This is a genomic window from Enterococcus hulanensis, assembly GCF_005405485.1.
In the GTDB taxonomy this organism is placed as follows: domain Bacteria; phylum Bacillota; class Bacilli; order Lactobacillales; family Enterococcaceae; genus Enterococcus_A; species Enterococcus_A hulanensis.
In genome coordinates, this window is the sequence record NZ_BJED01000007.1 from 37,497 (window position 1) to 59,112 (window position 21,616).

At 43.3% G+C, this 21,616-nt stretch carries 20 protein-coding genes; 2 read left to right on the forward strand and 18 right to left on the reverse strand.

Annotated elements, in window-relative coordinates; all coding sequences use genetic code 11:
* Positions 1–49: 49 nt before the first annotated feature.
* The 13 genes from FFR60_RS09025 to FFR60_RS09085 form a co-directional block, all read right to left on the reverse strand.
* Positions 50–1,234 carry an LCP family protein gene (locus FFR60_RS09025; protein ID WP_137663889.1) on the reverse strand — a complete coding sequence of 395 codons (1,185 nt, stop codon included), beginning with the start codon at positions 1,232–1,234 and terminating at the stop codon, positions 50–52.
* A 96-nt stretch (positions 1,235–1,330) separates the two neighbouring features.
* Positions 1,331–2,179 carry a prephenate dehydratase gene (gene pheA, locus FFR60_RS09030; protein WP_137663890.1) on the reverse strand — a complete coding sequence of 283 codons (849 nt, stop codon included), beginning with the start codon at positions 2,177–2,179 and terminating at the stop codon, positions 1,331–1,333.
* The gene (locus FFR60_RS09035) at positions 2,179–2,688 is read right to left on the reverse strand and encodes a shikimate kinase (RefSeq protein ID WP_137663891.1); all 510 of its coding nucleotides are present in this window, start codon (positions 2,686–2,688) and stop codon (positions 2,179–2,181) included. The genes pheA and FFR60_RS09035 overlap by 1 nt, the downstream gene beginning before the upstream one ends.
* Positions 2,689–2,995: 307 nt before the next feature.
* A complete protein-coding gene (gene aroA / locus FFR60_RS09040; protein ID WP_137663892.1) occupies positions 2,996–4,267 on the reverse strand; it encodes a 3-phosphoshikimate 1-carboxyvinyltransferase in 1,272 nt (423 codons plus the stop codon).
* Between the two features lie 4 nt (positions 4,268–4,271).
* Positions 4,272–5,345 carry a prephenate dehydrogenase gene (locus FFR60_RS09045; protein ID WP_137663893.1) on the reverse strand — a complete coding sequence of 358 codons (1,074 nt, stop codon included), beginning with the start codon at positions 5,343–5,345 and terminating at the stop codon, positions 4,272–4,274.
* Between the two features lie 16 nt (positions 5,346–5,361).
* Positions 5,362–6,522, reverse strand: a complete 1,161-nt coding sequence (aroC, locus tag FFR60_RS09050) for a chorismate synthase (RefSeq protein WP_137663894.1) — start codon at positions 6,520–6,522, stop codon at positions 5,362–5,364.
* A 3-nt stretch (positions 6,523–6,525) separates the two neighbouring features.
* Positions 6,526–7,584 carry a 3-dehydroquinate synthase gene (gene aroB, locus FFR60_RS09055; RefSeq protein ID WP_137663895.1) on the reverse strand — a complete coding sequence of 353 codons (1,059 nt, stop codon included), beginning with the start codon at positions 7,582–7,584 and terminating at the stop codon, positions 6,526–6,528.
* A 16-nt stretch (positions 7,585–7,600) separates the two neighbouring features.
* A complete protein-coding gene (gene aroF / locus FFR60_RS09060) occupies positions 7,601–8,641 on the reverse strand; it encodes a 3-deoxy-7-phosphoheptulonate synthase (RefSeq protein ID WP_088932580.1) in 1,041 nt (346 codons plus the stop codon).
* A 21-nt stretch (positions 8,642–8,662) separates the two neighbouring features.
* Positions 8,663–9,541: a shikimate dehydrogenase gene (gene aroE, locus FFR60_RS09065; protein ID WP_137663896.1), complete on the reverse strand. Its 879-nt coding sequence runs from the start codon at positions 9,539–9,541 to the stop codon at positions 8,663–8,665.
* A 518-nt stretch (positions 9,542–10,059) separates the two neighbouring features.
* Positions 10,060–10,842, reverse strand: coding sequence for an ABC transporter ATP-binding protein (locus FFR60_RS09070; protein WP_137663897.1), 783 nt, complete (start codon positions 10,840–10,842; stop codon positions 10,060–10,062).
* A 4-nt stretch (positions 10,843–10,846) separates the two neighbouring features.
* Entirely contained in the window at positions 10,847–11,728 is an 882-nt protein-coding gene (locus FFR60_RS09075) for an ABC transporter permease (RefSeq protein WP_137663898.1), read from the reverse strand.
* A 4-nt stretch (positions 11,729–11,732) separates the two neighbouring features.
* A complete protein-coding gene (gene trpX / locus FFR60_RS09080; RefSeq protein WP_088934635.1) occupies positions 11,733–12,743 on the reverse strand; it encodes a tryptophan ABC transporter substrate-binding protein in 1,011 nt (336 codons plus the stop codon).
* 418 nt (positions 12,744–13,161) lie between these two features.
* Entirely contained in the window at positions 13,162–13,722 is a 561-nt protein-coding gene (locus FFR60_RS09085; protein ID WP_088932576.1) for a hypothetical protein, read from the reverse strand.
* 174 nt (positions 13,723–13,896) lie between these two features.
* On the opposite strand from FFR60_RS09085, the gene FFR60_RS09090 reads away from it, so the two are divergent.
* Both FFR60_RS09090 and efbA read left to right on the forward strand, forming a co-directional pair.
* Positions 13,897–15,564, forward strand: a complete 1,668-nt coding sequence (locus tag FFR60_RS09090; protein WP_088932575.1) for a phosphoenolpyruvate carboxykinase (ATP) — start codon at positions 13,897–13,899, stop codon at positions 15,562–15,564.
* A gap of 89 nt (positions 15,565–15,653) precedes the next feature.
* Complete coding sequence (gene efbA, locus FFR60_RS09095; protein WP_137663899.1) at positions 15,654–17,357, forward strand: fibronectin-binding protein EfbA; 1,704 nt, start codon at positions 15,654–15,656, stop codon at positions 17,355–17,357.
* On the opposite strand, the gene FFR60_RS09100 is transcribed toward efbA, so the two are convergent.
* From FFR60_RS09100 to FFR60_RS09115, 5 genes are all read right to left on the reverse strand, one after another.
* Positions 17,354–18,391 carry an AI-2E family transporter gene (locus FFR60_RS09100; protein WP_137663900.1) on the reverse strand — a complete coding sequence of 346 codons (1,038 nt, stop codon included), beginning with the start codon at positions 18,389–18,391 and terminating at the stop codon, positions 17,354–17,356. The genes efbA and FFR60_RS09100 overlap by 4 nt on opposite strands.
* A 168-nt stretch (positions 18,392–18,559) precedes the next feature.
* The gene (gene pyrE / locus FFR60_RS22930) at positions 18,560–19,186 is read right to left on the reverse strand and encodes an orotate phosphoribosyltransferase (protein ID WP_249354975.1); all 627 of its coding nucleotides are present in this window, start codon (positions 19,184–19,186) and stop codon (positions 18,560–18,562) included.
* A complete protein-coding gene (pyrF, locus tag FFR60_RS22935) occupies positions 19,187–19,903 on the reverse strand; it encodes an orotidine-5'-phosphate decarboxylase (protein WP_249354976.1) in 717 nt (238 codons plus the stop codon).
* Positions 19,903–20,820, reverse strand: coding sequence for a dihydroorotate dehydrogenase (locus FFR60_RS09110; RefSeq protein WP_137663901.1), 918 nt, complete (start codon positions 20,818–20,820; stop codon positions 19,903–19,905). Before FFR60_RS09110 ends, pyrF begins: the two co-directional genes overlap by 1 nt.
* Positions 20,820–21,590 carry a dihydroorotate dehydrogenase electron transfer subunit gene (locus FFR60_RS09115; RefSeq protein WP_137663902.1) on the reverse strand — a complete coding sequence of 257 codons (771 nt, stop codon included), beginning with the start codon at positions 21,588–21,590 and terminating at the stop codon, positions 20,820–20,822. Before FFR60_RS09115 ends, FFR60_RS09110 begins: the two co-directional genes overlap by 1 nt.
* Positions 21,591–21,616: the final 26 nt, after the last annotated feature.

Below are 21,616 nucleotides of genomic sequence, written 5' to 3' on the forward strand. Positions count from 1 at the left end.
AATAATTATAATATAGCATACTCATAGATTGATGGGAATCAAAATTCTATTACTTCCCTAAAAACTCTTGAGCCGCCTGCGCATTTTGGTTTGTGTCGACGGCTAGCGCACTGCCGGCATTGACGGTATCGATATAGGACCATGATCCATCAACTGGCAAGGTCAAACGCTCAAGTCCGCCCACCGCTTTTCCGAAATTAAGTAAATGTGTTAAAACATAACTATTTGGCATATCTGTTGAAAGATACCCCCAGATTTTCCCCGCAGCGTATGGTCCGCGCAACAACACTAGCGGATTAATTAATTGTCCAAAAACGGATTGCATCACCTGCTGCTGACGACGGACACGTCCAAAGTCGCCTTCTTCATCCATTCGGAAACGAGCATAGTTCAATAAGGTATGACCGTTCATTCGCTGTGTTCCTTGTGTGATCGGTTCATCAATATAGGCACTCATATCCTTTTCAGCATCGATCTGCACACCGCGCGGGAACAACGCATCGATCCCCTTTTCGAATGTTTGAAAATCCACCATCGCATAATAGCGACAATCGATCCCAAAATTTTCCTTAAGTGTTTGGCGAACGAGATCAGCCCCGCCGTAAGCATAGGCGGCATTCAGTTTATTCTCTCCAACGCCAGGAATATTGACATACATATCCCGCATAAAGGAAACCAGCTTCGGCTTGCCCCAGCCATCGACCTGCAGTACCATCATTGAATCGGAGCGTCCGCTGATATTGTCGCGGGTATCGCTGCCTAGGAGCAAAATGTTTCGCTTGCCATTTTCTGAGGTCGCGCCATTAAATTCCTGTGTCTCGATCTTCGGCATAGAGGAATCATGCTTCGCGGCAAAATTACCAACACCAAAAGAAATCACCGAATACCCTAAGATCGCAATCAGGATCATGACTAATATTCTGCGCCAGCTTCTCTTTTTCTTCGGTTTCTGTTCATAAGGATTCTTTGGTTTTCGTTTAAAAGGATTTTTAAATTTAGGCAGTTTGAAATTGAATCGTTTCTTCTTCGGTTCTTGATAATGATCCTCATAATAGAATTCTTTTTCAGGTTCTTGATACGTCTGCCGCGGTTCTTCATAGCTAGGCTCTTCGTATCTAGTTCTTTCTTGTTCTGCTTTTTCGTCTTTTTTCATCTCACGCCGAAAGCCAAAAGGTTTTTTATCCTCCTTTTGACTTTCCTCGTGGATCTTCTTATATTTGTCCATTCGGCTCATAGTGCACCTCTTCATCTCATTACTATTATTATTAAAATAGCAAATCATCTGCCCTTTGTCTTATTTTTCCCAAAAAAAATTAGAAAACCTTAACTACTAAGATTTTCTAACCGCTGGAAGATATGTTGGGTAATCGCCGATCAAAGTGACAGCGAAATTCTGCTCCTTTAACTGAAGCAGCACTTTATTGAGCTTCTCCTTAGCTGGAGTCTCTAGGTCAATAATAAAGAAGTACTCCCCTAATTTTGTTTTTTGTGTGCGTGATTCGATCTTAGTCAAGTTGATGTCTTCTGCCGCGAAGATCGCCAAGCCTTGATAAAGTGCCCCAGGATGATCTGAAGCTAAATCGAATAAAACCGTCGCCTTATTCTTTCCATGAGGCAGGTTCCCTGCGACTGGTTGCTCCCCCAGCACCCAAAAGCGTGTTTCATTCTCACTGATCGATTGGATATTTTCTTGGACGATCGTTAAACCGAATTGTTTGGCCGCGTCTCTTGAACCGATCGCGGCATAACGTTTTTCAGGATTATCGGCGACCTTTTGCGCGCCTTGAGCCGTTGAGCCGATTTGTTCGATATCAACTGTTGGAAAATGGTTCATCAAAAAGACTTGCGATTGTGCTAAAGCCTGTTGATGGCTGCAAATCAATTCCGTATCCTGCCAAGAATCGGCATGAGCAGGATGCACCATTAACTGCTGCTGAATCGGCAATACGATCTCCGCTTGAATCGTCGGCAAAGTTTGAAAAATCAAATCCAATGTCGGCAATACAGAGCCTTCGATCGTATTTTCGATCGGAACGACACAATAATCCAATGCGCCCTTTCGCTGTTCCTCTAAGAGCGCAGTTAATGAGTCATAAGGTAGTAATACATTTTCATTAAAAAAGTTTGCAGCCGCACTGTAGGTAAATGACCCTCTCGGTCCCAAATAGCCAACTTTCATTAAGAAGCAACCTCGACTTGTTGAATGATCTCGCTAACAATGTCCTTTGGTAATTTCTCTGAGGTATCGACGGTGATCTTGGCTAATTTTTCATATAGCTTTTCTCTTGAGAAGAATAAGCGTTTCAGGTCTCCATCGTCGTTTTTGATGGCCAACGGACGAACATTTACTTTGTCTTCGCGAATTCGTTTCACCAGAACATTCGCATCTGCTTTTAAGTAAACAACTAATTTATCGGATAAGACTTGCTGATTTTCCTTTTGCAAAATGACGCCGCCGCCAGTTGCAATAACCGATTCTTCATTCAATGCTTCTTTTAAAAGGTTCGTCTCGTGTTCCCGGAACGATGCTTCCCCATGTTCTTCAAAATAATCGCTGATCGGCTGTCCGATCCGTTCAACTAAAACATCATCCATATCTACCACCCGGGCATTCAATGTAGTGGCAAGTTCTTTACTAATCGTAGTTTTTCCGGCTCCCATAAAGCCGATTAAGACAATAGATTCCATTAGGCATTCTCCTTTTTCATTTGAAGGTAATTATTTTTCTTGAAGAGAAAAATAAATTTAATGTTCAAGCCGTATACCATCTAACTAAACAGCTCGATTCTTGTACTATTTTGAATCTTTTTTTGATCACGCAACATCTAAACTGCTAAGAGTTAGACTGGCATCCTTGTTCGTTTTAATGTACTAATTTTTTTAACAAAAAATTAGTCTGATTCTCACGCCGTATACTATCTAACTAAACGACTCTAATCTTGTATTATTCTGAATCCTTTTTTGATCTCGCAATATGCAATCTGCTACTTGAAGTCTAAATCAATGAGTTTAAATCTGTAAAAAAGTTTGGATATGAAATGTTGATAGCTTCGGGATTGTTTAGCTCCACTGGATCTTCTGTTAATAGAGCTGCGATCTGAAGCATCATTCCGATGCGATGATCGCCATGGCTGTCTACTACTCCGCCACGGAGCTTTGTAGGTCCGTGAATAATCATTCCATCATCTGTCGTTTCGATGTTGGCTCCTAGTTTGTTTAGCTCTTGAGCGGTTGCATCGATTCGATTCGTTTCTTTGACCTTTAATTCTTGCGCATCGCGAATGATGGTCGTTCCTTCTGCTTGAGTGGCGGCTAAGGCAATTACTGGTAATTCATCGATTAAACGCGGAATGATCTCTCCGCCAATTTCTACAGCTTTCAATGGTGCTGGCTTGATTAGTAGGTCCGCTGCTTGGTTCTGCTGATCTAGAGCGGCCTCTTGGATATTGGCACCCATTTCCTGTAAAATATCTAAAATACCCGTACGAGTGGGATTCACACCGACATGGTTTAATTGAAGATTGCTGTTGGGTAATAGGCTGGCTGCCACAAGATAGAAGGCAGCTGAGGAAATGTCACCAGGTACCGTTACCTCTTGACCAACTAATTTTTGTCCGCCCGGTACAGTGATTTTTTTATCCTCTACTGTAATTTTTCCACCGAACTGCTTGATCATTTCTTCTGTATGATTGCGTGATTTTTCTTTTTCAATAATAGTAGTCAAACCTTCTGCTTGCAGTGCGGCAAAAAGGATCGCGGATTTTACTTGTGCGCTTGCGATCGGCATTTCGTAAGTGATCGCTGAAAGCTTGCTTCCCTCAATCGCGATCGGAGGAAATTCACTGCCCTGTTCACCCTGCAAGTTTCCACCCATTGTTCTTAGTGGTCCCATAACACGTTCCATCGGGCGGCGGTTCAATGAAGCATCGCCGGCGATTTCTGAATGAAAAGGCTGCCCTGCTAAAATTCCCAATACCAAACGCATTGTTGTACCAGAATTCCCAGCGTCTAATAGCTTTTTCGGCGCTTGTAAATTTTCAAAGCCCTCCCCTTCAATGATAATATCTTTTCCCTCATCATTGATTGCAACACCTAGTGCTTTAAAAACAGCGACAGTGCTCAAACAATCCTCTGCCCTTAAAAAGTTATGGACTGTCGTCTTCCCATGACTGATCGCACCGAACATGATGCTGCGATGTGAAATTGATTTATCCGCTGGTACCGTCAATGTACCGGTCAGACCTGCTTTAGTTTTCAATAGTTTCATTTGTTCAACTCCTTCTGCGACAACGAAAATCCGCTTCTTCAATTAGCAATTGCCCTTTTTCCAAGTCTGCTTGATTTTTAAATGAAAGTTCTAGAACACCGAAAATATCTTCCCGAGTTTCTTGAATTTTTAAGTTAATAACCGAAATACCAGCCTCGCTAATGAGCGTCATCACTTTTGCGATGGCTCCTGCGATATCCGGAATATCAATGTAAAGATCGTAGAATGCTGGAATTACGCCACGATCTTTTGTCGGCAAATGATCGCGAGAATGTTTGGCCTGACTAAAAAAGTCATAGATTGCCGGCTGGTCTTCTTGAATGAGGCTTTCTTGAATCTTCGTCATTTCGTCCTGCCAGCCTGTGATCAAATCCAGCAAGATTGATCGATTGGTTAATAAAATGTCGGTCCACATTTGCGGATCTGAGGAAGCGATTCTTGTAATGTCGCGAAAGCCTCCTGCTGCCAACTGTGTTGCCCGAGGGTGATCTTCTGTCAGCTGATCACTCATTTTCACCAAACCTGATGCCACGATGTGAGGCAAATGACTCAAAACCCCTACGATCTCATCATGAGATTCAGGTTCGATCACAACAAATTTTGCTCGAGTCGGCTCTAATAGTTCCATTAACGGGTCGACGTTTGTTCCTTCAGGCGGTGTCAAAATGTAGTAAGCCTCTTCGAAAAGATTTGGATTCCCTGCTTTGACTCCTGATTTATGGGAGCCCGCCATTGGATGTCCTCCGATAAATGTAAAAGGCAGTGTCTTCGCCAGCTTCATGACCTCATTTTTTGTGCTGCCGGTGTCGGTGACGATCACTGATTCTTTCAATGGCAAGCGTGCCAGTTCATGCAAGTAATGCAGCGTTGATAAGACGGGTACGGCCAAGATAATGATATCCATCTCAGGAGCTCTTTCAATAGAAGCAATTTGATCGACTAATCCAACTTCACTAGCGATTTCGCGGGTTTCTTCCGAATGATCCCAGCCGAACAGCTCGATCGTTGGATTTTTGATTGCCCGGCAAAGTGAAGCGCCGATTAGACCAAGTCCTAAGACGAACACTTTCTTTTTCATAGACGTACCCTCTCTCTTAAAAGTTTTTGATTGCTTCGCGGTATTCTGCAACCGCCTGTTTTAACTCATCGATTGTATCGGATGAGAATTTTTCTAAAATTTCTTGTGCTAAGACTGTCGCAACGACATGTTCTGCAACGACAGAAGCGGCTGGAACCGCCGTGCTGTCTGAACGTTCAACACTTGCCTTGTAAGGTTCCTTCGTATCAATATCGACACTCATCAATGGTTTGTACAATGTCGGGATCGGCTTCATGACACCTCGGACGATGATCTGTTCGCCATTGGTCATGCCGCCTTCAAAGCCGCCAAGGTGATTACTTGTTCGACTGTAACCTTCGTCCCAGACGATTTCGTCCATGACTTTGGAGCCTGGTCGATGAGCCGCTTCGAATCCAATTCCGAATTCAACACCTTTAAATGCATTGATACTCATCATGATCTGTGCGATCTTGCCATCCAGCTTGCGGTCCCATTGAACGTAGCTGCCTAATCCAGCTGGTACATTGTCCGTTCGTACTTCCACGACGCCGCCAATGGTATCGCCAGCTTTTTTCGTTTGATCGATCAACTCCTTAACCGATTCTTCGACTGTCTCATCAACCATGTTGACTTCTGAGACTGCTGTTTTGGCTTTAATCTCTTTTACGCTCAATTTTTCTGGAACTGCAGCTTCGATTCCGCCTAAAATTGCGACGTGACTGGCGATATCAATGTCTACTGCTGCTAAAATTTGTTTTGCAAGAGCGCCAATCGCCACTCGCATCGTTGTTTCGCGAGCAGACGAGCGTTCCAAAACATTCCGCAAATCACTGTGATGGTATTTCATCCCGCCGACTAAATCAGCGTGTCCTGGCCGTGGTTTTGATACCCGACGTAATTTTTCATCTTTTTCAGCTACTGCTTCGACAGACATGACCTTTTGCCAATTTTTCCAATCACGGTTTTCGACGATCATGGTAATTGGAGAACCTAATGTCTTGCCGTGACGCACGCCAGAGGTAATCCGAACTTGATCTTTTTCGATCTTCATGCGTCCGCCGCGTCCGTAGCCGCCTTGTCTTCTTGCTAGTTCTTGATTGATTGCTTCAACGGAGAGTGTTAGTCCTGCTGGAACACCTTCGATGATCGTTGTTAATTCTGGTCCATGAGATTCTCCAGCTGTTAAGTAACGCATAAGCTATTCTCCTTCTAGTAAAAACTCTTTGATTTCAGTGAGTTTGATTTTTTTAATATAGGCCTTGCCGATTTCTGCCAATAAAATAATGTTTAAACTGCTGCCCCGAGCTTTCTTATCATGGGTGATGGCCGTATAGAATTTTTCGGCTTCCCACGGCTGATAAGTAATCGGCAGTTGATATTTTTGATTCATCGCTTTAATTTTATTAGTGATACCGGCTGGTGAAAGATTCTTTTTCTCAGCGGTTTGCGAAATCTTCACCATTCCAATGGCAACTGCCTCGCCGTGACTGATCTTTCCATAGCCAGCTGTATTTTCAATTGCGTGGCCGATCGTGTGGCCGAAATTCAATAATAGACGTGAGCCGTTATCGAATTCATCTTCTTCGACAACTGTCTTCTTTACTTCCAGAGCTTTGAGAATGATCGCTTCACTATGAGCTAAAAGATCTTGGATTCCTGTTAGTTTCTCAAGGTCGTTCCATAGTGAAGCATCACTGATCGCGCCGCACTTGATGATTTCTGCGATTCCTTCGCGTACTCGCAGCTCCGGCAAAGTATTCAATGTTTCTGGATCGATCAATACGCCATCCGGTTGAGCAAAGGTTCCAATCATATTCTTGGCTTTGCTTGAGTTCACCGCTGTTTTCCCGCCAATACTAGAATCTACTTGTGCTAGTAAGGAGGTGGGAATTTGAACAAAGGCGATCCCTCTCATATAAGTCGAAGCGACGAAGCTGGCTAAGTCGCCCACAACACCTCCACCAAGAGCGATGATTGCATCACTGCGGGTAAATTGCTGATCGGCTAGAAAATCATAAAGATTGTTTGCCATTTCTAAAGATTTACTGCTTTCGCCAGCCGGCACAGTGTAGTGACAGACCTCATAATTGGCTAACTGCTGTTGGATTTTCTCGCCATAAAGCGGAAAAACATGTTCATCGCTGATGATTGCGATTTTTTTATTCTGCCAAAGTGAAGCGATCCATTCGCCAACAGTATCTAAAGCGTGGCGCTTTACGATGATTTCATAACTTTTATCTGATAAGACAATTTCCATGAAACGTTCCCCCTGTTTAAATCAGTGAAGGTTCTTTTGTTAGTTCCTTAACTTTTTGCATCGCATCTACCATGATTTCTACTTCACTCATCATTTGTAGGTAATTTTTTTCATTCAATGATTGTTCCCCATCAGACCAAGCATGTAATGGATCAGGATGGATTTCAACGATCATACCGTCAGCTCCGCTGGCAACACCTGCTCGAGCCATCGGTGCCACTAGATCCCATACGCCTGTACCATGACTTGGGTCAACAATGATTGGGAAATGGCTCAATTTTTTGATCAATGGTACGGCACTTAAATCAAAGGTGTTTCGGGTAGCAGTTTCGTATGTCCGAATCCCGCGTTCAATGAAAATGATTTTTGAATTGCCTTGGACAGCGATGTATTCCGCTGCATTTAACCATTCTTGGATCGTCCCGGAAATCCCGCGTTTCAAGCCGATTGGTTTGCCTGTTTTTCCGACTGCTTCAAGTAATCGGAAGTTTTGCATATTGCGTGCACCGATTTGGATGATATCAGCGTATTGGCAAACGACATCGATGTGCGCCTCATCCATGACTTCTGTGATCACTTTTAAGCCATGGGCATCAGCGGCTTTGCGCATGATTTTCAAACCTTCTTCGCCTAAACCTTGGAAAGCGTATGGAGAAGTACGAGGTTTGTATGCTCCTCCGCGTAAGATTTTGGCACCGCCGGCTTTTGCCATGCGGGCTGTTTCCATAATTTGTTCTTCGCCTTCGACTGAACAAGGACCAGCCATCGTTACGAAACTGCCGTCACCGATTTTCACGCCGTCTACATCAACTACTGTATCTTGCGGGTGAAATTCTCTTGAAGTCAATTTGTACGTATTTGAGATAGCTACTGCCCGTTCAACGACACTGTAAGCTTGGAACGGTACATTTTGAATGATTTTTGGATCTCCTAAAAGTCCCAAAACTAAACGATCTTTCCCGTGATTGATTTGTACTCCTAATCCTTCTTCTGCGATACGTGATAAAATTGGTTTTAAATCTTGTTCTTGAATTCCTTTTTTTATAATTAAGATCATCGTAATAACTTCCTTCTTTTTTTATTTTTTGATTGTTTCTTCCAATAACGGTTGGATTTGTTCGACCGGCATTTCCTTGCCTGTCCATAATTTGAAAGCGGCGGCTCCTTGATACAGCAGCATGCCTAAGCCGTTGACTGCTGTTGCTCCAGTTGCTTTCGCGGCTTTTAATAATTTGGTTTCGGCTGGATGATAGATCACATCGAAAACCGGTAAATCTTTTCTTAATAAGGATACATCTGGTAATGGCATTTGATCTGTATCAGGTGCCATTCCAATATTTGTGGCATTGATCAATAAACTGCTGGCAGCCAGTGAATCGCTCAATTGCTTTTCATCTGCTAAATCATGTAATTGAATGTGACAATTGGTTTCATTAGCGATCATGTCCAGCTTCGGTTCGATCTTTTGATAGAAGTCATCTTTGATGTTGAATACATCGATGGCTTCCACTCCGTCGATCGCAGCTTGTGTAATAATTGCAGTTGCGGCGCCACCAGCTCCAAGAATCGTCATTCTCTTACCGATGATTTCTATCCCGTTTTGTTTCAGGCTTTCCATACAGCCGATTCCGTCTGTGATATGTCCGATTAATTTACCATCCTGATTCACGATGGTATTGATTGCTCCGATCAAGCGGGCTGCTTGGCTGAGTTCATCGACATATTTGACAGCTTCCATCTTGTGAGGCATCGATAAATTGACTCCCAACATTTCAAGATCGCGAATCGCTTGTATGCTTGCGCCAAGTCGTTCAGGCTGAACATCAAAGCTTAAATAGACTGCATCAACCCCCGTTGCTTGGAACGCTGTCGTGTGCATCATGGGTGAAAAGCTGTGCCTTGCTGGCAATGCATATAACCCGGCTAACCGCGTTCTTCCTGAAATTTCTTCTTTCATCTTTCCTCACTCCTTCTTATAGTTAGTTAACCTTTAATCAGCGATTTTAAGAAAGGCTTCGTGAACTCGCTCAGCTTTTAGTCTTATTGCTCAAAAGCTAGTTCACGTAGCTAGACACCCAAAAGCTCTGGTGCTGACGCTTTTTAAGCTTTTTAAACTTATACGTTTCTTAAGTTTAAAAAAAGACTAGGCCCACTGTAGAAAATCTACAATGAGCCTAGTCTCCCAAAAAGATACCAAAAGAAAAAGCCACTATAGATTTTCATCTATGTGGCATTAAGTCAAACTTAAAATCCTTAGCCATCATAGATACAAACTTGTCTCGTTTGCATCCATGAATCATGAATACAAACTTATCTAAAATAGCTAAAGTAATAATTATTCAGTTGTGTGTGCGTACTCTTATTTATATTCGTATTCATAAAAATCGCTCCAAACTGATTTAAGATTGAACTTAGTATAGATTTGTTTTTCCAAGAAGTCAACCCATTACTTTTATTTTCTGTAAAAAAAATTATTTACATTACTTCAGCTACACTCTCGTTTTCTTCAAAAAGCAAGAATAAATCCGCTAATGTCATACGTTCCTTCTCTTCTCCACGGATATCTCTAATGATCTCCCCTTTTTCCATTACGATCACGCGATCGCCGTAATGCAGAGCATCTTCCATTTTATGGGTGACCATTAAACAAGTCAGATTTTCTTCTTTGATCCTTTGATCTGTCAGCAGCATCAATTGCTTCGCTGTTTTTGGATCGAGTGCAGCTGTGTGTTCATCTAATAATAGTAAATCGGGTTTTGTGATCGTCGCCATCAGCAAACTCAAAGCCTGCCGCTGTCCGCCGGAAAGAAATCCTGTTGGTGTATCGAGGTGGTTTTCCAGCCCGTTGCCGACCAATTTGCAAAGGTCGCGATACAATTCTTTCTTATGATTCAGTTGGCGCTGGCGTAGTCGTCGTTTTTGCCCGCGCTTTTCAGCTAGACCTAAATTCTCGGCGACTGTCAATCGCGGTGCGGTGCCCATTTTCGGATCTTGGAAGACTCGAGAGATAGAACTTGCTCGTTGTTCTTCAGATAGTTTAGTCAAATCCTTGCCCATTACCGAAACAGTACCGCTGTCTAACTGCAGACTGCCGGAAATACTATTGAAAAGGGTACTTTTTCCAGCCCCATTACCGCCAAGTACGGTGACGAATTCACCTGGGGCGATCGTCAAATCAACATTATTTAAAATTCTGCGTTTATCATTCACACCATTACTAATGGTTTTGCTGGCGTTTTTTACCTCTAATGCATTCATGCGATCACTCCTCCTTTTCCAGTCCTGTTTTCAGATTCAATGCTTCCTTTAAACGCGGGATCATCAGACACAATGCCAAAATGATCGATGAGAAAATCTTCAAATAAGTAGTATCTAGTCCGGCTTTAATGATGATTAAGATCAATAATTGATAAATAATACTGCCTAATACGATCGCAATCAATCGTTCAACAAATGTTACTTCACCATATAAAACTTCGCCGATAATAATTGAAGCTAGTCCGATAACGATCACGCCGACACCTTTTCCGATATCAGCATAGCCGTCATTTTGTGCGATCAAGGCGCCAGATAATGCGATCACGCCATTGGATAAGGTCAGACCGATCACCTTCATGCGATCCGTATTGATACCGATCGAACGCGCCATGTTTTCATTGTCGCCAGTCGCAATATAAGCCTGCCCAAAGTCAGTGAAAAAGAAAAATAGCAAAAGAGCGACAATGATCACGATAGCGATCAAGCCTAACAGTACGATATCGAAATGATCCGGCAAATTTAAATTTGTAAAGAAATCTTGGATTTTCGGCTGCTTCAATAAAGAAAGGTTTGGTGTTTGCATAATGAACAGCATCACCGAATTCAATCCCGACATCACTAGAATTCCAGCTAAGATGACTGGGATTTTTCCTTTGGTATAGAGCATGCCGGTAACAAAACCAGCACACATACCTGCGACGATACCAAGAAATGTCGCCAATATAGGAGATACACCATTGGTGATCGCAGTCACGCAGACCGCGCCGCCTAATGGAAATGAACCCTCTGTTGTCATATCAGGAAAATTTAAGATCCGATAGGTCATAAAAATACCTAATCCTAAAACCCCCCATAAAAATCCTTGTCCAATCGCTGAAATTACCATCTGTCTACTCCCCTTTAACTACTTCTGCTTTTTCTTTGATTTTTTCTGGAATCGTGATGCCTAATTCTTTGGCTTTGTCTTCATTGATGATCATATCACCATAATCGATGACGTTTACTGGTGTGTCGGCTGGTTTTGATTTGCCGCTTAAAACGTTGGCTGCCATTTTCCCAGTTTCAACGCCTAAGTCAAATTGATTTTGTCCAACGGTGGCGATGCCGCCTTCTTTTGCCATATTATCAACGGAAACGAAGACTGGTTTTTTCGCCTTATCAGATTCATTGATCAAGGTTTGGAACGCGCTGGCGATTGTGTTGTCTTGCGGAATATATAAGTAGTCAGTTTCTTGGCAAGCCTGCTGAGTGATCTGAGCGATGTCATTACTAGAGCTGATCGCGTATTTCTTCACCGTCAAGCCGTCTTTAGTCGCACGTTTTTCTGCACGTTCGATCTGCGACTTAGAATTTTCTTCCGAAGATGAATAGATCATGCCGACTGTTTTTGCATCTGGAAACAGTTCCTTCGCCATATCTAATTGCTGATCGACTGGTGTTAGATTGTTTACACCTGTTACGTTGCCGCCGGGATTTTTCAAGTCTTTGACTAATCCAGCTCCGATTGGATCACTGATAGCGCCCATAATGATTGGCTTGTCGCTTGTTGCGTTAGCTAATGCTTTTGCTGCCGGAGTGGCAATTCCGACTAACACATCTGATTTCTTTTCTAATAATTGCTGACTCATGCTGTTTAGTTTACTTTGGTCGCCTTGACCGTTTAAAAATTCGATCTTGATGTTTTTCCCATCTTCGTACCCTTCTTGTTTCAACCCTTCGATCACACCGTCTTTGATTTGATCTAACGATGGATGGCTGATGAATTGCAGGATGCCGACTGTTTTGATTTCTTCTTTATTTTCTGTTGCGTTCGTTTGACGCGAACCCATTTGATAAGCAAAAACTCCGATTAATACGACTGCTAATGCGATGATTGATCCGATAATTCCTTTATTTTTCATGATTGATTCCCCCGATTTTTGTTTTTTGGTTTTTTGTTTGATAGTAGCTAACTTGGTGACAGCTAGCACGATTAGAAAAACTGGCAAAAAAAGACAACTACCCAAAAATTCAACGGTAGTTGTCTTAGAAAAAACAAAAACCGCATAGATCGTCTCTATGCGGGAATAAGCGTGAAAAAATATCCAGCATAGATACAAAATTTAGAAGTTGCCTAAATGTTGTATCTATGAGTGAATTCATAAATACAACTTATCTACGCCAGTTTTGCCAGCTATTCAATTGTTGATTAGATAAGTTTGCGTTTTTCATGAATGTCACTCCTTCATTTCTTATATTGAGGTTAGTTTAGCGGAAAAAAAATCGACTGTCAACTCTTTTTATTAAAAAAAGCTCATTTATTTTATTCGAATTCTCATTTTAATTTTTAAGGTCCCACATCGGCAAGCGATTCAGTTCTGGGATAAATTCATTGTTTAGATCCTTCAAGCTTTCCACGACAAAGCGATTTTTTTCTTTGCCATTATGGAAGAAAATAAATGTCACTTGGCGAGGATCAAGCTGATAGTTTTTAGCGATCGTCTCACTGTCATAGACGATTGGATAATAATAAAATTTGCGATTCAGCATCGTTTGCTGGTTCGGATCGTCAAGAATCGTCATGACATTTTCAAAGGAAGTTCCGCTTGGTTGGCTGAACATGATCGAAATCGCCTTGGTATCCTTGATTTTCTGATCGACAGTTTGGTACTCCAAAGGGATTAAGTGATCTGATTTTAGGGAATCAAAAACTAATTCGTCTAATTGATCTTGGCGAATCGTCTTCTGAGCAAAAACGGCAGAAGCAGAAAAAAGAAGCGCAAAGATAACGAGACTGGCGGCGATCATTAAGGAACGGCGCTCATTTTCCGAAACAATAATTATGAATTTTCGCCAAAAAATAAGCAATTTTTCTTTAGCTCTGGCTAAATGTCTTTCCATAATAATCCCTCCTCACTTATCATTATATTATTTTTATCTTAAAACCGCTACCACCTAGATCAAATTTCAGTTTTTTTGCGTAGGCAGAAAAAATTACGTGTTCTATATTGGATTGTTAGCGTTTTATTTTAATGATATTATAATGATGACAACTTATTTTGAGGAGGTTTTATGATGAGCAGTATTGAACATTTTTCACGTAATGAGATTACAAAAAGTAATCGACTTTTCTCTAGTATTCGCAGCGTGATCGAAACAGCGTTTTATGGGAACAACGTCACGCGTATTCGTCATCTTACAGATGCCTATGCGTTGGCAAAAGCGAGCCCAGGAACGATCACTACTGATCTTGATGTTGCCTATACTAGCAGATTGCAGCTGCCTACCGATGCCAAGGTCCTAGTGACTAATGATGGGAAAATCGTTGGGCGTACAGCAGCGGCGCGGCGCATTATTGGTCAGCAAGGAATCGACAGCGCTTTTTATAGTGAGCTGCTGCGAGAAGCAGTCTTCAATGCACGTTCGAAAAAGTTTTACTCTGGCGAAGTGATCGTGGGATTAGATGAAGAATTTACTGTCAAATCTCATTTAATGATACCAGCAGATTATAGTCCTAACCTCTATTCCTACTTATTAAACTTTCAAATTGGTGACGCGAAGCACCTGTTCTATCAGGAATCAGACGAGATCCATACTGGCGATATCTTTATTTTTGCTGATCCGGATTGGGAGCATCCTGATTTCCCTGATGGTGTGGTCGTGATTGATCCGCTCCATAATTGTGCAGGTATTTTAGGTCTGCGCTATTTTGGCGAATTGAAAAAAGCGACCTTGACCTTGGCTTGGGCGACCGCTCACCGCAACGGCTTTATTGCTTGTCATGGCGGAATGAAGCAATACTTGCTGGAGGACAAAAAATTCACGATGGCGGCCTTTGGCTTATCTGGTTCAGGGAAATCCACCATCACCTTGGCGAAGCCGAAAAATAAAGGTGAAGTTCATGTTCTGCATGATGATGCTTTTGTCATTTCAAAGGAAAAAGGTTCGACCACTGCGTTAGAGCCTGCTTATTTTGACAAAACACAGGACTACCCTATGTCCAGCGACGAGATCAAGTATATCGTTACCGCCCAGAATGTCGGTGTGACGCTGGATGAGGAAAACAAAAAAGTCTTGGTTACTGAAGATATTCGCAATGGTAACGGCCGCAGCATCAAGAGCCGCTATGCTACGCCAAATCGGGTCGACCATATTGCTGAAAAGGTTGACGGTCTGTTTTGGATCATGAAGGATGATAGTCTGCCGCCGGTGATCAAGATTGAGGACCCTTCCCTTGCGGCTGTTTTCGGCGCGACTTTGGCAACGAAACGTTCAACGGCTGAAAATGTGGTTGGCGAAGTATCCGATCAGCTAGTGATCGAGCCGTTTGCGAATCCTTTCCGCTGCTATCCGCTGCAGGAGGATTATCAAGATTTCAAAGACCTGTTCCAAAAACAAAAAACCGCCTGCTTTATTTTAAATACCGGTGATTTCAAGGGACGCAAAGTTACACCGGATGAAACCCTAGGCAGTATCGAAAAGATCGTCGATGGATCAGCGAAATTCAAGCCATTTGGTCCGCTTAAGAAGATCAGCTATCTGCCAGTCAAAAAGCATGAACCAGATTTCAACAGTCATCATTACTTGATCCACTTGATGACGCGGCTTGAAACGAGACTGGCTTTTGTCCAATCACGTAAAACTTATCAAGGCGGCTATGATCGTTTGCCAAATGAAGCGGAACAGCTGCTGCTCCAGCTTCTTGATGAGCTGCACAGCTACAAGGAATCGATCAGCGTTTAAGCAAATGATAACTCTCCAATGACTTATTTGGTCATTGGAGCTTTTTTGTTTATAATAGACCTATTATGAAAAGAAATGAGGGATAAAAAATGTCCTTTGATGGAGTTTTTACCCATGCAATGGTACGAGAATTGAAAGATCAGCTCGTTTCCGGAAGAATATCCAAGATTCACCAGCCTTATGAAAATGAAGTCGTACTGGTCATTCGTGCCCGAGGAAAGAATCGGCGTCTGCTGCTTTCGGCGCACCCTAGCTATGCACGGATTCAGCTGACTGAGATTGCCTATACAAATCCTGATAACCCGCCGAATTTCGTGATGATGCTGCGGAAGCATTTAGAAGGTGCAATATTAGAAGATATTCATCAGGTCGAAAACGACCGCGTGGTTCACTTCACCTTCAGCAAACGTGATGAATTAGGCGATTTGCAAAATATCGTTCTGATCGTGGAATTAATGGGACGGCATTCAACGATCGTCTTATTAAATAAACAAAACGGCAAAATATTGGATGCAATCAAACACATTGGTCATTCTCAGAATACCTATCGTTCGATCCTGCCTGGCAGCGAATATATCGAGCCACCGAAGCAAGAACAAATGAATCCCTTCCATGCATCGAAGGAACAGGTCTTCACGATTCTTTCTACCGCGGAAACATTAGATGGACGTTATTTGCAGCAGAACTTCCAAGGTCTGGGACGTGATACTGCTGAGGAACTGGCCTTCCGTTTTTCGGAAAGACCAAATGAGAAAATGGCGGTTTGGGAGACATTTTGGACCAGTGTTCAAGGTGATATTACCCCAACGTTAGGTGTCAAAAATAACAAAGAGTTCTTTGCACCGCTGGCCTTCGAGACTTTTGAAAATACCGAAAGTTATCAAACTTTGGGTGATTTGCTGGATGCCTTTTATGGTGAAAAAGCCGAAAAGGATCGGGTCAAGCAGCTGGGGAATGATTTGATCCGCAAGGTTGATAATGAGATCAAGCGGAATCAAACAAAGCTTGCCAAGCGGGAAAAAACGCTGCTGGATTCTGAAAATGCCGAGGAATTTCGTCGCGACGGTGAACTGCTGACGACCTTCATGGCACAGGTCCCTCGCGGTGTTGAAAGCGTCGAGTTGGAGAACTATTATGAGGACAATGCGCCGATTACGATCAAGCTGAATCCGGCTTTGACGCCGAATCAAAATGCCCAGAAATATTTCCAACGGTATCAGAAGCTGAAGAATGCGGTCAAATTGATTTATGATCAAATCGCCGAAGCAAAAGATGAGATCGCCTATCTTGAATCGGTTCTCGCTCAATTAGAAATTGCCGGACCGATGGATATCGAGGTCATCAAGGAAGAATTGGTGGCTAGCGGTTACTTGAAGAAAAAGCGCAGCAAGAAGAATCGAAATCATGCGCCTTCCAAACCAGAGCGCTTTGTTGCCAGCGACGGTACAGAGATTTTAGTTGGTAAAAATAACTTGCAGAACGATCAATTGACCTTGAAGCAAGCACGTAAAACAGATATTTGGCTGCACGCGAAAAATATCCCCGGCTCCCATGTAATCGTGAAAAGTGCTGATCCTAGTGAGGAAACATTATTGGAAGCAGCAGAACTAGCGGCCTACTTCTCGAAATTCCGCCAGTCGGCACAGGTACCGGTGGATTATGTAGCGGTCAAGCATGTTCACAAACCTAACGGCGCTAAACCAGGCTTTGTGATCTATGAAAATCAAAAGACGCTATTCGTCACACCAGAGGAATCTGTCATTGAACAATTAAGAAAAAACGGAACAGCCTAGCTTGGCTGCTCCGTTTTTTTGTTTTTTGTTTTCTTCGTCGCAATTTTCACACCTAAAATTTCTAGGAAAAAGTTGAAAATCGGGATACCTACGATCAGTCCCCAGACTCCTAAGAATTTTTCGCTAAATAACAAAATCACGAAGGTATAGAAGATCGGTAATTTCGTTCGGCTCGACATGAATTTCGGATTCAAGATATACGCTTCGACGCAATGCACAACAATGATCAGGACCAGAACGTAAATGACCGTCTGCAGTCCTCCTGTCGAATAAGCAATCAATGTTAGCGGGATGCAAGAGAAAATCACGCCCGCCACCGGAATCAAGCTCAGGAAGAAGATCATGATCGCCAGCGTCGGTAATTGGGTGAAGCCGATCAAGCCCAGCCCAATCGTCGTGATGACTGTATTTACGATCGCAATCAATAATTGCACCTCTACGACCACTCCGAAAGTTTCAACGAAAACTTTGGCGAAATAATACAAATCTTGGAAAAACCAAGCGTATTCGCTGCTTAAAAAGTTGCGTGAAAATAAGACCGTCTTCTCCTTTTCTATCATAAAGAAAAAGCTCAGGATAAACGACATGATGAAGGAAATCGCTAGACGGCCGACATTTTGCAGCTGCTCTAAGATAATTCCGGCGCCGCTCTCTACTTTATCCTGCCAGTTATGATTCTTGAAATAATTAGAAATGAAATCTGTAACGATATCGGAATCAAAATCCTTATGCTGATAAAAATGGACGATGGAATTGTAGGTCGAGATGACTTGATCGATCAAAATCGTCGAATATTTCGCGATCAAAAGATACAGCAAACACAGCTCGATCAAATACAGGATTGTCGCCAGTAAAAAAGTCGGCGCCTTAATATAACGCTGAATGAACTTGACGATTTTGACCGAGATCAATGTGAAGATGAAAGTCAGCAGCATCGGTGTCATAAAATCCCTGACTAAAAATAAAACAAAAATGACTAGTCCTAAGACCGTAAACCTGCGCAAGCGGGTGTTGTTTAGAAATTTTTCATACATAATGGTATCCTCTTATTTCTCTTATTCTGTTGTTTCTGTAAAAACCACTGAAAATAATATACCATTAATCCGCTTTTTCAGCTCCTAATATACTTACGGTGCCTTGTAAGCAGCAAAAAAACGCTGAATCAGATGGAAATGATTCAACGTTTTCTTTATGCTTTTTAATTAGTTCAACCAGTTTTCTGGGTCTTTGCGCCATTTTTTTAAAAGCTCAAGCTGTTCTTGGTTGATGTAGTTTTCTTTTAAGGCACTCTCGATCAGGGTTGAATAATTGGTTAAGGTCGCTAGTGGCATATTCGCCTCTGCAAAATTATTCTTGCCTTTGGCTAATTCGTATGTGAAGATCGCTGCGACACCTAAGACGTCGGCGCCTTCTTTTTTAGCTGCTGCGGCTGCTTCTAATACACTGCCGCCGGTTGAGATCAAGTCTTCGATCACGACCATTTTTTGGCCTTCTTTGATGCGGCCTTCGATTTGATTTCCTTGACCATGATCTTTCGGCTTGCTGCGGATGTAGACCATCGGCAAGTCTAAGATTTCAGCGACCCAAGCTGCGTGCGGGATACCTGCTGTGGCTGTTCCCGCAATCACTTCAACATTGGGGAATTCTTCTTTGATCTTAGCTGCTAAGCCTTGCGCGATCGCACGGCGAACTTCTGGATAGCTCATCGTTACACGGTTGTCACAGTAGATAGGCGATTTTAGTCCGCTGGCCCAAGTAAAAGGTGCATCGGGACTTAAAGAAACTGCTTCGATTGATAATAAATCTTTGGCGATTTGTTCTGCGATCATTTATGCTTCACCGTTCCATTCTTTTTTGATTTGTAAGTAGCTTTGGTAAGGATCATCTGCTTGTGTGATTGGACGTCCGACCACGATATAATTTGATCCGATCGCGCGAGCCTTCGCTGGTGTCATCACGCGTTTTTGGTCACCGACACTGGCACCTTGCGGACGGATGCCTGGTGTTAGGCAGATGAAGTCTGCGCTGGTTGCTTCGTGGATCTTTTCTACTTCATGGGCTGAACAGACCACGCCTTCTAAGCCGGCTTTTTCTGCACATTGTGCGTAATGCAGGACGCTTTCTTCCAGACTGACGTTGATCAGCTGGTCTGCGTGCATTTGTTCTTCACTGGTGGAAGTCAGTTGCGTCACCGCGATCAATTCAGGGATGGCTTGATTTTCAGTTGTTCCTTCAATCAGGCCTTGTTTGGCTGCCTGCATCATTTCCACTCCGCCGGCTGCGTGGACGTTCGTAATTTTGACGCCCATTTTGGCAATGCCCCGCATCGCTTTTTGGACGGTATTGGGAATGTCATGCAGCTTCAGATCAAGGAAAATATCATGTCCTTGTGTGCGGAGAAAATCGACGATCGCAGGTCCTTCTTGGTAAAAAAGTTCCATGCCGATCTTGACGAAGAGCTTTTCCTCGTTGGGAAAATGCGTTAGAAATTTTTCGATTTCCTGTTTTGAAGCGAAATCAAAAGCGACGATTGGTCGATTTTCCATTAGAACGTCCCCCTAACTTCTTGGCGCAGCTGTTCCAGTGATTCAATGCCTAGTTCCGCCATGCGGATCGGCAGTTCTTCAATTAATTTTGGACAAATATATGGGTCAGTGAAGTTCGCAGTTCCCACCGCTACCGCACTGGCACCCGCCATAAACATTTCTAAGACATCGTCGACTGTTTGGACGCCGCCCATGCCGATGATCGGCAGTTCGCTGACTGCGGCGACTTGGTTGATCAAGCGAATCGCCACTGGTTTGATCGCCGGACCTGATAATCCGCCTGTGCGATTGGCTAAGATCGGCTGACGTGTCTTCAAGTCGATGCGCATGCCTAGCAAAGTATTGATCATGGTGAAGCCGTCTGCTCCGCCCTTTTCGATGGCTTTAGCGATTGGTACGATGTCTGTCACGTTGGGGCTTAGTTTGACATAGACCGGCACGTTTGCGACTTCTTTGACGGACTTGGTTAAACGATAAGCCACTTCTGGGTCCGTTCCAAAGGCGATCCCGCCATGTTTAACGTTTGGACAAGAAATATTCAATTCGATCGCTTTGACGTTCGGTGCATCGCCGATTTTGGCACAAACTTCGACATAGTCTTCTTCGCAGGCTCCTGCAACGTTTGCGATAATCGGCAGCTCTTGGTATTTTTCCAAGCTTGGCAGAATATCCTGCAGCACGACTTCCATGCCGGGATTTTGCAGCCCGATCGCATTCAGCATGCCGCTTGGTGTCTCCGCTACTCGCGGTGTGGCGTTGCCGAAGCGTTCTTTTGGTGTTGTCGCCTTGATCATGATGGCGCCTAATTGGTTCAAATCATAATAATCAGCATATTCTTTCCCGAAGCCGAAGCAGCCGCTGGCCGGCATGATCGGATTTTTCAAGTCTAGACCTGGTAATTTGACTGCGATACTCATTAAAAGATGACCTCCCCTGCTTGGAAAACGGGACCGTCTTCACATACTTTGACACTTTTGTTTTCATCCTCAGGTACATGGCAGACACAAGCGTAGCAAGCACCCATCCCGCAGGCCATGCGAGATTCCAGCGAAAGCTGTACGTTGTCTACTTCCTCATATAATTGTTCCACTGTTTTTAACAGACCGTTATTTCCGCAGGCAAAAACTGCGTTAGGTTGATTTTCTTCTGCTAGTAATAGATTGCCGACATTTCCCTGCAGCCCGAAGGTTCCGTCATCCGTTGAAAAACGTGTCTCGCCTAAGGCTTGAAATTCATCGGCATAATAAACAACTTCCTGTGTTCCAAAACCGAGGAAATGGGTCACATTGACTCCTTTTGCCTTTAATTCTTTGGAAAGCTGATACAAAGGCGGTACGCCGATGCCTCCGCCAACGATAAATGCTGTATCTCCGGCCTTCAGCTCATCGATCTCAAATCCGTGGCCTAATGGACCCATGACATCCAGCTTGTCGCCTGCGGACATGTCAGCAAAATATCGTGTTCCGTCTCCTTCGACGCGATAGATGATCGTACAGGTTCCTTCTGCTGGATCGTATTGATTGATACTGATCGGGCGACGCAATAATAAATCACTTCTTGGCACACGAATATGCAAGAACTGTCCCGGCATTGTCATTTCTTGGACTAATTCTCCTGCTAAAACCAGCTCGTAGATTCGCGGTGCTAACTCTTGTTGACGAACGATCGTCATCATTTCCTGCTTCATAACGGCCTCCCTATAAATCGGCAGAG

Bases quoted from the DNA above. Each gene is read 5' to 3' on its own strand.
- FFR60_RS09090 (WP_088932575.1), top strand. From the start codon at position 13,897: ATGAGCAGTATTGAACATTTTTCACGTAATGAGATTACAAAAAGTAAT.
- FFR60_RS09025 (WP_137663889.1), bottom strand. From the start codon at position 1,234: ATGAGCCGAATGGACAAATATAAGAAGATCCACGAGGAAAGTCAAAAG.
- FFR60_RS09035 (WP_137663891.1), bottom strand. From the start codon at position 2,688: ATGGAATCTATTGTCTTAATCGGCTTTATGGGAGCCGGAAAAACTACG.
- efbA (WP_137663899.1), top strand. From the start codon at position 15,654: ATGTCCTTTGATGGAGTTTTTACCCATGCAATGGTACGAGAATTGAAA.
- FFR60_RS09070 (WP_137663897.1), bottom strand. From the start codon at position 10,842: ATGAATGCATTAGAGGTAAAAAACGCCAGCAAAACCATTAGTAATGGT.
- FFR60_RS09085 (WP_088932576.1), bottom strand. From the start codon at position 13,722: ATGGAAAGACATTTAGCCAGAGCTAAAGAAAAATTGCTTATTTTTTGG.
- FFR60_RS09075 (WP_137663898.1), bottom strand. From the start codon at position 11,728: ATGGTAATTTCAGCGATTGGACAAGGATTTTTATGGGGGGTTTTAGGA.
- aroF (WP_088932580.1), bottom strand. From the start codon at position 8,641: ATGATCTTAATTATAAAAAAAGGAATTCAAGAACAAGATTTAAAACCA.
- trpX (WP_088934635.1), bottom strand. From the start codon at position 12,743: ATGAAAAATAAAGGAATTATCGGATCAATCATCGCATTAGCAGTCGTA.
- aroA (WP_137663892.1), bottom strand. From the start codon at position 4,267: ATGAAACTATTGAAAACTAAAGCAGGTCTGACCGGTACATTGACGGTA.
- FFR60_RS09045 (WP_137663893.1), bottom strand. From the start codon at position 5,345: ATGAAAAAGAAAGTGTTCGTCTTAGGACTTGGTCTAATCGGCGCTTCA.
- FFR60_RS09100 (WP_137663900.1), bottom strand. From the start codon at position 18,391: ATGTATGAAAAATTTCTAAACAACACCCGCTTGCGCAGGTTTACGGTC.
- FFR60_RS09110 (WP_137663901.1), bottom strand. From the start codon at position 20,820: ATGAGTATCGCAGTCAAATTACCAGGTCTAGACTTGAAAAATCCGATC.
- aroC (WP_137663894.1), bottom strand. From the start codon at position 6,522: ATGCGTTACTTAACAGCTGGAGAATCTCATGGACCAGAATTAACAACG.
- pheA (WP_137663890.1), bottom strand. From the start codon at position 2,179: ATGAAAGTTGGCTATTTGGGACCGAGAGGGTCATTTACCTACAGTGCG.
- FFR60_RS09115 (WP_137663902.1), bottom strand. From the start codon at position 21,590: ATGAAGCAGGAAATGATGACGATCGTTCGTCAACAAGAGTTAGCACCG.
- pyrE (WP_249354975.1), bottom strand. From the start codon at position 19,186: ATGATCGCAGAACAAATCGCCAAAGATTTATTATCAATCGAAGCAGTT.
- aroE (WP_137663896.1), bottom strand. From the start codon at position 9,541: ATGAAAGAAGAAATTTCAGGAAGAACGCGGTTAGCCGGGTTATATGCA.
- aroB (WP_137663895.1), bottom strand. From the start codon at position 7,584: ATGGAAATTGTCTTATCAGATAAAAGTTATGAAATCATCGTAAAGCGC.
- pyrF (WP_249354976.1), bottom strand. From the start codon at position 19,903: ATGGAAAATCGACCAATCGTCGCTTTTGATTTCGCTTCAAAACAGGAA.